General features: G+C 65.5%; 10 protein-coding genes. 7 read left to right on the top strand and 3 right to left on the bottom strand.

Translation table 11 applies throughout. From position 1 onward, the window contains the following. Positions 1-8 precede the first annotated feature (8 nt). The 3 genes from ACVXZ4_RS09005 to tkt are packed head-to-tail and all read right to left on the bottom strand — an operon-like array spanning position 9 to position 4,906. Positions 9-1,607, bottom strand: a complete 1,599-nt coding sequence (locus ACVXZ4_RS09005; protein WP_461797877.1) for a glucose-6-phosphate isomerase — start codon at positions 1,605-1,607, stop codon at positions 9-11. Then, complete coding sequence (gene tal / locus ACVXZ4_RS09010) at positions 1,604-2,788, bottom strand: transaldolase (RefSeq protein ID WP_461797878.1); 1,185 nt, start codon at positions 2,786-2,788, stop codon at positions 1,604-1,606. The genes ACVXZ4_RS09005 and tal overlap by 4 nt, the downstream gene beginning before the upstream one ends. Positions 2,789-2,812: 24 nt before the next feature. Next, complete coding sequence (gene tkt, locus ACVXZ4_RS09015; RefSeq protein ID WP_461797879.1) at positions 2,813-4,906, bottom strand: transketolase; 2,094 nt, start codon at positions 4,904-4,906, stop codon at positions 2,813-2,815. Between the two features lie 282 nt (positions 4,907-5,188). Between tkt and ACVXZ4_RS09020 the strand changes: the two genes are divergently transcribed. The 7 genes from ACVXZ4_RS09020 (at position 5,189) to ACVXZ4_RS09050 (ending at position 11,453) form a co-directional block, all read left to right on the top strand. Further along, positions 5,189-6,115: a heme o synthase gene (locus ACVXZ4_RS09020; RefSeq protein ID WP_461797880.1), complete on the top strand. Its 927-nt coding sequence runs from the start codon at positions 5,189-5,191 to the stop codon at positions 6,113-6,115. Between the two features lie 137 nt (positions 6,116-6,252). Continuing rightward, a complete protein-coding gene (locus ACVXZ4_RS09025; protein ID WP_461797881.1) occupies positions 6,253-7,137 on the top strand; it encodes a COX15/CtaA family protein in 885 nt (294 codons plus the stop codon). Between the two features lie 208 nt (positions 7,138-7,345). Beyond that, positions 7,346-8,764 carry a Fe-S cluster assembly protein SufB gene (gene sufB / locus ACVXZ4_RS09030; protein WP_461797882.1) on the top strand — a complete coding sequence of 473 codons (1,419 nt, stop codon included), beginning with the start codon at positions 7,346-7,348 and terminating at the stop codon, positions 8,762-8,764. Further along, on the top strand, positions 8,765-9,991 hold the full coding sequence (sufD, locus tag ACVXZ4_RS09035; RefSeq protein ID WP_461797883.1) for a Fe-S cluster assembly protein SufD: 1,227 nt from the start codon (positions 8,765-8,767) through the stop codon (positions 9,989-9,991). It abuts the gene before it with no gap. Between the two features lie 26 nt (positions 9,992-10,017). Then, positions 10,018-10,335, top strand: coding sequence for a non-heme iron oxygenase ferredoxin subunit (locus ACVXZ4_RS09040; protein ID WP_461797947.1), 318 nt, complete (start codon positions 10,018-10,020; stop codon positions 10,333-10,335). Positions 10,336-10,354: 19 nt separating this feature from the next. Beyond that, positions 10,355-11,119 carry a Fe-S cluster assembly ATPase SufC gene (sufC, locus tag ACVXZ4_RS09045; protein WP_461797884.1) on the top strand — a complete coding sequence of 255 codons (765 nt, stop codon included), beginning with the start codon at positions 10,355-10,357 and terminating at the stop codon, positions 11,117-11,119. A gap of 4 nt (positions 11,120-11,123) precedes the next feature. Further along, on the top strand, positions 11,124-11,453 hold the full coding sequence (locus ACVXZ4_RS09050) for a metal-sulfur cluster assembly factor (RefSeq protein WP_185203835.1): 330 nt from the start codon (positions 11,124-11,126) through the stop codon (positions 11,451-11,453). The last annotated feature ends 33 nt before the right edge of the window (positions 11,454-11,486 follow it).

The following is an 11,486-nucleotide window of genomic DNA, read 5'->3' on the forward strand; positions in this document are numbered from 1 at the left end:
TTGGTCGATCAGGAGATCGCGCTGAAGAGCGTCGCGAGGTTCTGGGCCGGCTTCGTGAGGGTGAGGGTGAGCACTGGGCGCCCATGATCGGCGAGCACGCTCGCGTCACCGGCTGCCTGTGCCTGGATGAGGTAGCCATACGAGAACGGGCTGTCCGGGATCTCGAGGTCGGCCGGAGCCGTCGCCGTGATCTGCAGGAACACCCCGGTCGCCGGGCCCCCCTTGTGGTACTGGCCGGTCGAGTGAAGGAACCGCGGTCCCCAGCCGAAGGTGACCGGTCGTCCGGTCTTCTCGGCGAGCAGGTCTCGCAGCTTGGCGAGCTCGTGGTTCGCGTGCCGGTCGACGTAGGCCTGAACGGCGAGGTAGCCGTCCGGTCCGATGTGGGCGAGGAGCGCATCGATCGCGGCGAAGACTGTGTCCGCGCCGGCGAGGAGTTCGCTCGAGGCCCGTACCTCGATTCCGTCTTCGGTGAAGGCGGGGGCGATGGGCTCGGGGCGCGAGTCGAGGAGGGCGCGGGTCGCGATCTTGGCCGACTCGACATCCGGTTGGTCGAAGGGATCGATGCCGAGCAGGCGACCCGCGACGGCGACCGCGTATTCCCAGACGAGCATCTGCGCGCCGAGGGTACCGCTGATCTCGATCTCGCCGTCCCGCACATCCTTGGTGGCGCGAGCACTCTCGACCAGGCGTACGATCTGCACGTCGTCGAGGTTCTCGGTGAGTTCCGGTGAATTGAGGTCGAGCACGACCGGGAGCAGTCCCTTGCCGCTCTTGCCGGTCGACTCGGCGATGAGCTGCTCGACCCAGTCGCCGAAGCCCACGATGTAGGTTCCGTCGGCGACGATGCCGATCTTGTCCTTCAGCGGAGAGGTGCCCGCGATGGCTGCGCCGAGGATGAGGCCGGGGTTGTCTGCCTGATCCACCATCAGCTGCCCGGTGACGGCAGATGCCTCGGCGAGCAGCGCCTGGATGTCGACGCCAGCCAGCCCGGAAGGCACCAGACCGAAGGCGGTCAGCGCCGAGTACCGGCCGCCGACGTTCGGGTCGGCGTTGAAAACGCGGTACCCGGCCGCGCGTGCCGAGGCATCGAGCGGCGAGCCAGGGTCGGTGACGACGACGATGCGCTCGGCCGGATCGATTCCGATGCCGTGGAACGCCTCCTCGTACGACTTGCGCTGGCTGGCGGTCTCCAGGGTCGAGCCCGACTTGGACGAGATCACCACGACGGTCGTCTCGAGCCGGTCGGCGAGGGCCGCGAGGATCTGCCCCGGGTCGGTGGAATCGAGGATGGTGAGTTCGACTCCGGCCGTGCGGGTGATGACCTCAGGGGCGAGCGACGAGCCGCCCATCCCGCCGAGCACGACGTGGTCGACGCCGGAGGCGTGCAGCTTGTCGCGCAGTGCGATGATGTCGTCGATCAGGGGCTCAGAGATGACGACGGCCTCGGTCCAGCCGAGCCGCTTGCCGGCTTCGGCCTCGGCATTCGTTCCCCAGAGGGTCGGATCCTGGTCGGAGATGCGGGAGGCGACGAGGTCGCTCACCAGCTGGGGCACGATGCGGTCGACGGCTTCGGCGGCGGCTCCGCTCACCGTGATGTCGAAGCTCACTTGGCCACCTCGGAAGACTCGACGGTGTGGTCGGATCCGGATGCCGCGGATTCCGTCTCCGGCTTGCCCGACCGAGCCGACTCGAGAGCCGCGGTCACGGTGTCGAGGAGTTCATTCCAGGAGACGATGAACTTCTCCACACCCTCCTTCTCGAGTAGCGCGGTGACCTCTTCGTACGAGATGCCGAGCGCATCGAGCTTGTCGAGTACCGCGTTGGCGTCGTCGTAGTTGCCGGTTACCTGGTCCCCGGCGATGACGCCGTGGTCGAAGGTAGCCTCGAGGGTCTTCTCCGGCATGGTGTTCACGACGTTGGCGACGGCGAGCTCGGTGACGTAGAGCGTGTCGGGAAGCGTTGGATCCTTCACCCCGGTGGAGGCCCAGAGCGGGCGCTGCACGTTCGCTCCGGCGGCGAGGAGGCCCTTTGCCCGCTCGCTGTCGAAGGCCTGCTCGAAGACCTGGTAGGCCAGGCGGGCATTCGCGATGCCGGCCTTGCTCTTCAATGCGATGGCCTCAGGAGTGCCGATGGCATCGAGGCGGTTGTTGATCTCCGTGTCCACACGCGAGACGAAGAACGACGCGACGGAGTGGATCGTCGACAGGTCGTGGCCGGCGGCCTTCGCTTGCTCAAGGCCGGTGAGGTAGGCGTTGATGACCTCTCGGTGACGCTCGAGGCTGAAGATCAGGGTCACGTTCACGCTGATACCAGACCCGATGGTCTCGGTGATGGCCTCGAGGCCCTCGACCGTCGCGGGGATCTTGATCATGGCGTTCGGGCGGTCGACCTTGGCCCAGAGCTGCTTGGCCTGCTGGGAGGTCGCGGCGGCGTCGTGGGCGAAACCGGGCTCGACCTCGATCGAGACGCGGCCGTCCTGCCCACCGGTCGAGTCGTAGACCGAGCGGAAGATGTCGCTGGCGTTGGCGACATCATCGGTGGTGATCTCGAAGACGGCCTCGGTTACCGTCTTGCCCGCGGCGGCGAGCTCGGCGACCTGGGCGTCGTACGCCTCGCCCTTGGCGAGGGCGCCCGCGAAGATCGTCGGGTTCGTGGTGACTCCGACGACGTTGCGGTCGGCGATCAGTTTCTGCAGTCCGCCGGAGTTGATCCTCTCCCGCGAGAGGTCGTCGAGCCAGATGCTCGTGCCGAGGGCGGAAAGGGCAGCGGTGGGGGTGTTCTCGGTCATGTTGGTTTCCTTTTCTTTCGACGCCTAGACGGCGGCGATCGAGTCCTTGGCGGCGGAGATGGCGTGCTCGGTGGTCATCCCGAACTCACGGAACAGCGTCTTGTAGTCGGCGGATGCACCGAAGTGCTCGATCGAGACGCTGCGGCCGGCATCGCCGACGTAAGAGCGCCAGGTGAGGTCCCGGCCGGCTTCGATGGAGACCCGGGCCTTGACGGCCTTCGGAAGCACGGACTCGCGGTACTCGGCGGACTGCTCCTCGAACCACTCGAGGCACGGAGCCGACACGACCCGGGCGTTGATGCCGTCGGCCTTGAGCTGCTCGCGGGCATCCACGGCGATCTGCACCTCGGACCCGGTGGCGATGAAGATGACGTCTGGAGCGCCGCCCGGTGCTTCCGCGAGCACATAGGCGCCCTTCGCGACGTGCTTTGCGGAGGCGAAGGTGTCGCCGTCGGCTGCGTCGTCACCGCGCTCGAACACCGGGATGTTCTGGCGGGTCAGCGCGATACCGGCCGGGCCCTTTCGGCGTTCGAGAATGGTCTTCCAGGCCCAGGCTGTCTCGTTCGCGTCACCCGGGCGCACGATGTCGAGGTCAGGGATGGCGCGAAGTGCCGCGAGCTGCTCGATCGGCTGGTGAGTCGGACCGTCTTCGCCGAGGGCCACCGAGTCGTGGGTCCAGACGTAGATGGTCGGCGCCTTCATCAGCGCGGCAAGTCGGACGGCCGGGCGCATGTAGTCGCTGAAGATCAAGAATGTGCCGCCGAACGGTCGGGTGTTCCCGTGGAGCACGATGCCGTTGAGGATCGACCCCATCGCGTGTTCCCGGATGCCGAAGTGAAGCACGCGGCCGTACTTGTTGCCGGTCCATTCGTGGGTCGAATGCTCGGCCGGCACGAAGGACTCAGAGCCCTCGATGGTGGTGTTGTTCGACTCGGCGAGATCGGCCGAACCACCCCAGAGCTCAGGGATCACGGGGCCGAGGGCGTTGAGCACCTTGCCGGATGCCGCTCGAGTCGACATCTCTTTGCCCGCTTCGAACACGGGGAGCGCCTCTTCGACGCCCTCGGGGAGATCTCCAGAGAGAATTCGGTCGAGAAGCACCTTGCGCTCGGGGTTTGCGGCGGCCCAGGCATCGAACTGTGCGTTCCATTCCGCATGGGCGGCCTGGCCGCGATCCACGGCCTTGCGAGTGTGGGCGAGAACGGCCGGGTCCACGTCGAAGGTCTTCTCGGGGTCGAAGCCGAGCACCTCCTTGACGGCGGCGAGCTCCTCCGCCCCGAGGGCGGATCCATGGATCTTGCCCGAGTTCTGCTTCTTCGGGCTCGGCCAACCGATGATGGTCTTAAGGATGATCAGCGAGGGCTTGGACGTCTCGCCCTTGGCCGCCTCGATCGCATCGTTGAGCGCCTGGACGTCCTCGATGTACTGGCCGGTCTTCTTCCAGTCGACCACCTGCACGTGCCAGTGGTACGCCTCGTAACGCGCCTTCACGTCTTCGGTGAAGGCGATGTTGGTGTCGTCCTCGATCGAGATCTGATTGCTGTCGTAGATCGCGATGAGGTTGCCGAGCTCTTGGTGGCCGGCGAGCGAGGATGCCTCGCTCGTCACGCCCTCCTGCATGTCGCCATCGCCGGCGATCGCGTAGATGTAGTGGTCGAACGGGCTGGTGCCCGGTGCGGCATCCGGGTCGAACAGGCCACGCTCGTAGCGGGACGCGTAGGCGAATCCGACGGCTGAGGAGAGTCCCTGGCCGAGTGGGCCGGTCGTGATCTCCACACCGTCGGTGTGGCCGTACTCGGGGTGTCCAGGCGTCTTGGAGCCCCAGGTGCGCAGTGCTTTGAGGTCGTCGAGCTCGAGGCCATAGCCCCCGAAGTAGAACTGCACGTACTGGGTGAGCGAAGAGTGGCCGACAGAGAGGATGAAACGGTCCCTACCGATCCAGGTGCTGTCGCTCGGGTCGCGACGCATGACCTTCTGGAACAGGAGGTAGGCGGCGGGGGCGAGGCTCATCGCGGTGCCGGGGTGCCCGTTTCCGACTTTCTCGACAGCATCCGCTGCCAGGATGCGAGCGGTGTCTACGGCGGTGTTGTCAATGGGATCCCATTGGAGAGCTGCCACGAGAATTCGACCCTTCTGTTGCGTACGATGTCTGTCCCGGGTGGGTCACACCGCCTGAGGTAATTGCACTTGCCCGCCTGACGACATCGGCAGGGCCATGGCAGACCGGATCACCAACGAGGTCGGCGGGGGCTGGGGGCACGGCGTGCGAGCACATCCAAGTATAGAGAAAGCTGTGCTCTGCTGTTTGAAAGCGTCGTGTCTGTGAGGCAGGGGTTGACAGGAGCTCCCAGCCGGGGCACTTAGACTATTTCGCGGGTGCGATCGGGTGTTAGAGGAGCAATGGACGTAGCGGTAGAGACTCGGCAGCCGAGCGGGAGCATCGGTTTCGCCCGCAAGTCGAAGGCCTACTTCGCGCTGACCAAACCCCGGGTCATCGAATTACTCCTCGTGACCACCGCGCCGGTGATGATCCTGGCGCAGGGCGGCATCCCGAACCTCTGGCTCGTGCTCTGGACCCTCGTCGGAGGTGCCCTCAGCGCCGGTTCGGCCGGAGCGTTCAACTGCTACATCGACCGCGACATGGACCGCGTCATGAAGCGAACGAGCAAGCGCCCGCTGGTCACCGGGGAACTAACCGACCGCGAGGCGCTGGTGTTCGCCTGGGTGATCGGTGCGGCGTCCATCCTGGTGCTCGGGCTCCTGGTCAACTGGCTCGCGGCCGCGCTCTCGCTCGTCGCGATCCTGTTCTACGTGCTCGTCTACACGCTGGTGCTCAAGCGCCGCACCCCGCAGAACATCGTCTGGGGCGGCGCGGCAGGCTGCATGCCGGTCCTCATCGGCTGGGCGGCGGTCACCGGCTCGCTCAGCTGGGCCCCGGTCATCCTGTTCGGCATCGTGTTCCTCTGGACCCCGCCGCACTACTGGCCGCTCTCGATGCGCTACCGGGCCGACTACGCGTCAGTGAATGTGCCGATGCTGGCCGTGGTGCGGGGTCGCACCGTCGTGGGCCTGCAGGTCGTGCTCTACGCGTGGGCGACAGTGGCCTGCTCCCTGTTGCTGATCCCCGTCGCACACATGGGCATCCTCTACACGGTCGTGGCGGTGCTGGCCGGAGGATGGTTCGTCTTTGAGTCCCACCGCCTCTATTCGATGGCAATTCGTCACGACACGGTCAAGCCGATGCGGGTCTTCCACAGCTCCATCAGCTACCTCACCCTGTTGTTCCTCGCGGTGGGCATCGACCCTCTGTTGACCTCACTGCGCTGACCCTCCTGCGCTGATCTCCCCACGCTGACTGCCGATCCCGGAAGGACCGACCCATCGTCACCCCACTAGCCTGGCTCGCCAGCCGCTACACGCTCGGAGCACGGGCACTGCGCTGGGGCACCACCGCCGCCCTCCTGGTGAGCGTCTTCATCGTGCTGAGCGGAGGCGTCGTGCGCGTCACCGGGTCCGGACTCGGCTGCCCCACCTGGCCGGCGTGCGATGCCGGGTCATTCACGACAACGCCGGAGCTCGGCATCCACGGTTTCATCGAATTCGCGAACCGTGCGCTCACCGGCGTGCTGATCCTTGCTGTCGGCTGGGCGATCGTCGCTGCTCGCCTGCAGAAGCCGCGCAACCGTACTCTCACCCGGCTGGCCTGGTCGCAGTTCTGGCTCGTCGTCGCCAACTCCATCGCCGGCGGCATCTCGGTGCTCACGCGCCTGAACCCCTACGTCGTTGCGATGCACTTCGTCCTGGCGATCGCGCTGCTCACCACGACGACACTCACCTGGCACCGCGCCCGGCAGGCCATCGCCGAGACCTCCGCCGGGGCGCCGGCGCCCCGCGCCCCTGCCATCCTGAGCGTCCTGCTGGTGGCGACCACCTTCGTACTGGTCGTGGTGGGGACGCTGGTCACCGGCTCGGGCCAGCACTCCGGCGACTCGGCCGATGTTCCGCGCATGGGCTTCGTCTGGGCGGAGGTCACGATCGTGCACGGCGTGCTCGGCAGCCTGGTGATCGTGTTGGCCGTCGCCATGTACGGCAGCCTTCGCGGGTTCCCGGATACTGCTCTCGCGCGTCGCCGCGTCGTCGCGTTTCTGATTGTGACGATCGCCCAGGCCGCCCTCGGGCTGCTCCAAGCCAACATCGGGGTGCCGGCCGGCCTTGTCGCGATTCACGTGCTCGGCTCCGCTCTCGTCTGGGTGGGGGTGCTTCGCGTCCTCCTCGATGTGAACCCCAGGCTGTTCCGCACTGTTCAGCTACAGGCACCGATCGAAGCAGCGGTCACGACTCACCGCTGATTCGCACTCTGCTCCCTGTAGAATCGTTCTTGAAAGCAGCACACAGCTATGCCACCGTGTCGGCGTTGATACGCAAGGCGCCCCAGTCGGCGCGCATGGTGATGATCCGCCGGCGGTGGATGCGCGCGGGAATGCCTCCGCTTCGTCTGCGGTTGCCATAGGGGAGAGCCCCATGGCACAGAGTTTTTTCAACAGGAAGAGGGAAATCATGTCGGACATCCTCATCGACCGTCCCGAACTCGAGAGCCTCGGAATCTATGAGTTCGGCTGGTCCGACTCCGACGTGGCCGGCGCATCCGCGAAACGCGGAATCTCTCCCGAAGTTGTTGCCGACATCTCGGCACTCAAAAGCGAACCCGAGTGGATGCTCAAGAACCGCCTGAAGGCGCTCGCGCTCTTCTACAAGAAGCCCATGCCCGCGTGGGGCGCGGACCTCTCCGGCATCGACTTCGACAACATCAAGTACTTCGTGCGCTCCACCGAGAAGCAGGCGCAGACCTGGGACGACCTCCCTGATGACATCAAGAGCACCTACGAGAAGCTCGGCATCCCCGAGGCGGAGCGCCAACGTCTGGTATCCGGCGTCGCAGCCCAATACGAGTCCGAAGTCGTTTATCACACGATCAACAAGGACCTCGAAGAGCAGGGTGTCATCTTCATGGACACCGACACCGCCTTGAAGGAGTATCCGGAACTCTTCAAGGAATACTTCGGCACGGTGATTCCGGCCGGCGACAACAAATTCGCTGCACTCAACACCTCCGTGTGGTCGGGCGGCTCGTTCGTCTACGTGCCTAAGGGTGTGCACGTGCAGATCCCACTGCAGGCGTACTTCCGCATCAACACCGAGAACATGGGCCAGTTCGAGCGCACCCTGATCATCGCCGACGAGGGCTCCTACGTGCACTACATCGAGGGGTGCACCGCCCCGATCTACAAGTCGGATTCGCTGCACTCCGCGGTCGTCGAGATCATCGTCAAGAAGAACGCCCGTGTGCGCTACACGACCATCCAGAACTGGTCGAACAACGTCTACAACCTGGTGACCAAGCGCGCCATCGCCCACGAGGGAGCCACGATGGAGTGGATCGATGGAAACATCGGCTCAAAGGTGACCATGAAGTACCCCTCGATCTATCTCGTCGGCGAGCACGCGAAGGGGGAGACGCTCTCGGTGGCCTTCGCCGGCCCCGGACAGCATCAGGATGCCGGCGCCAAGATGATCCACATGGCGCCGTATACGCAGTCGTCGATCGTCTCGAAATCGATCGCCCGCGGCGGGGGGCGCACCGGCTACCGTGGCGAGGTTCGCATCGCGGAGGGCGCACACCACTCGGCGAACACCGTGCGCTGTGACGCCCTGCTGGTGGATGCCATCTCGCGCTCCGACACCTACCCCACCACCGACGTCCGTGAGGACGACGTGCAGATGGGGCACGAGGCCACCGTCTCGCGCGTGAGCGCCGAGCAGTTGTTCTATCTCCAGTCGCGCGGAATGCCCGAAGACGAGGCGATGGCGATGATCGTGCGCGGCTTCATCGAACCCATCGCCCGCGAGCTCCCGATGGAGTACGCCCTCGAACTCAACAAGCTCATCGAAATGGGCATGGAAGGCAGCGTCGGCTAGGTGTCTGTTCCCACTCAAACCGTGCCCGAATCGGTCACCACGGGTCCTGCGGCTGCGCCCGACCACTCCCGCCTCGGCTCGAAGCAACACAGTGACGGCGGCTGGGGCCTTGTGCCCGTGCAGGTGCGCTCCGCGCGTTTCGCTTCCTTCGACGTCTCCGACTTCGAGGCCGTCTCCGGCCAGGAGACGGAATGGAAGCACACGCCGATCGCCCGGGTGCAGCCGCTGATCGATGGTCCGCTCGAAGGCGACATCCGCTCGCTCACCGGAGTCTCCGTTTCCGGTGACGCTGCTCTCATCGAATGGGTGCCGCGCGGGGATTCGCGAATCGGGCGCGCGGGCAAGCCGGAGGAGCGGGCATCCGCCAATGCCTGGAGCGCTTTCGAGTCGGCTCTCGTCATCACGATCACCGGGGAAGAAGCCTCGGAGATCACCGTCTCCCGGTCTGCCCTCGGATCCGTCGCGCGGGCCGCGCATACCGTCATCCACGCGACTCACCACAGCGTCGGCACCGTCGTACTGCAGAACACGGGGGATGCCCTCCTCAGCGAGAACGTCGAGATCATCCTCGACGAGGGCGCCCGGTTGACCGTGGTCACGGTGCAGCAGTGGGACGCCTCCGCGATCCACCTCGCCAGCCACTTCTCGGAGGTTGGTCGTGACGCCAGCCTCAAGCACGTCGTCGTCTCCCTCGGCGGATCGGTCGTGAGAATCAATCCGTCGACGCACCTCTCCAGCGAGGGCGGGGATGTCGAGCTGTACGGCGTGTACTTCGCCGATACGGGCCAGCACCTCGAGCAGCAGGTCTTCGTCAACCACGATGCCCCGAACACGAAGTCGCGCGTCAGCTACAAGGGCGCCCTGCAGGGTGCCGGCGCCCACACGGTCTGGATCGGCGACGTGCTCATCCGCCCGACAGCTTCCGGCACCGACAGCTACGAGCAGAACCGCAACCTGTTGCTGACCGATGGTGCGCGAGCCGACTCCATCCCGAACCTCGAGATCGAGACCGGTGACATCGCCGGCGCCGGCCACGCGAGCGCGTCGGGACGGTTCGACGACGAGCAGCTGTTTTACCTGCAGGCGCGTGGTATCCGTGAGGACGAAGCCCGACGCCTCGTCGTGCGCGGGTTCCTCTCCGAGATCGTGCAGAAGATCGGCTCCCCGGAGCTCGAGGAACGACTGCAATTGGCCATCGAGGCCGAGCTCACCCAGACCGAAGCCTGACCCGAACGAAAGAGCCTGTAGTGACCATCAAGATCTGCGCCGAAAGCGATATCGAACTCGGCTCCGCCGTTCGAGTCGTCATCGACGGCACCCCCATCGCGGTCGTTCGAGACTCGGCCGGCACCGTGCACGCCATCGGCGACACCTGCACTCACGGGGACATCTCGCTCGCCGAGGGTTTCGTCGAGGACGACACCCTCGAGTGCTGGGCGCACGGCTCCAAGTTCTCCCTGCTCACCGGAAAGCCGATCACCCTTCCGGCCTACGAGCCGGTTCCCGTCTTCGCGGTCTCCATCGTGGACGGTGACGTCTTCATCGACCCGACCCCCGTGGTCACCCCCTAAAGCGCCAAGGAGTTCTCCCATGTCAGTACTCGAAGTCACCGACCTCCATGTGAGTGTCGAAACCGAACAGGGCACCAAGCAGATTCTCAAGGGTGTCGACCTCATCGTGAACGAGGGCGAGATCCACGCGATCATGGGCCCTAACGGGTCAGGCAAGTCCACGTTGGCCTACACGATCGCCGGGCATCCGAAGTATCACGTGGAGAGCGGATCGGTCACCCTCGACGGGCAGGACCTGCTCGCGCTCCCCGTCGACGCCCGCGCCCGCGCCGGCCTCTTCCTCGCCATGCAGTACCCCGTCGAGATCCCCGGTGTGGCGGTCACGAACTTCCTTCGCACGGCGAAGACCGCGATCGACGGCGTGCAGCCCTCCATCCGCACCTGGACCAAAGAGGTCACGGAGTCGATGAAGAACCTGCGCATGGACGCCTCGTTCAAGGACCGCAACGTCAATGAGGGCTTCTCCGGCGGCGAGAAGAAGCGCCACGAGATCCTGCAGCTCGAGCTGCTCAAGCCGAAATTCGCGATCCTCGACGAGACCGACTCCGGTCTCGATGTCGACGCGCTCAAGATCGTGTCGGAGGGCGTCAACCGCGCCAAGGAGAACACCGGGCTCGGCCTGCTGCTCATCACGCACTACACGCGCATCCTGCGTTACATCACGCCCGACTACGTGCATGTGTTCGTCGACGGTCGGGTCGCGGAAGAGGGCGGCGCCGAGCTGGCCGATCGCCTCGAGAATGAGGGCTACGATCGCTTCCTTGCCCCCGCGAGCCTAGGCTAGGGCCATGGCAGTCGCACTCGCACCCGCGCTCTTCGACCAGGTCGAAGAGGCGCTCAAGGATGTCATGGACCCCGAGCTCGGGGTCAATATCGTCGATCTCGGCCTCATCTACGACCTCACCTGGGACGACGAGAACGACGCCCTGATCATCAGCATGACCCTCACCTCGGCCGGCTGCCCGCTCACCGATGTGATCGAGGAGCAGACGGCACAGTCCCTCGACGGTGTAGTGGAGCAGTTCCGCATCAACTGGATCTGGATGCCGCCGTGGGGCCCAGAGAAAATCACCGATGACGGTCGCGACATGATGAGGGCCCTCGGCTTCTCGATGTAGGCGTCGCGCGATCCGTCGATCGCGCCCGGCAGT

The sequence above is a fragment of the Lacisediminihabitans sp. FW035 genome (genome assembly GCF_054880895.1).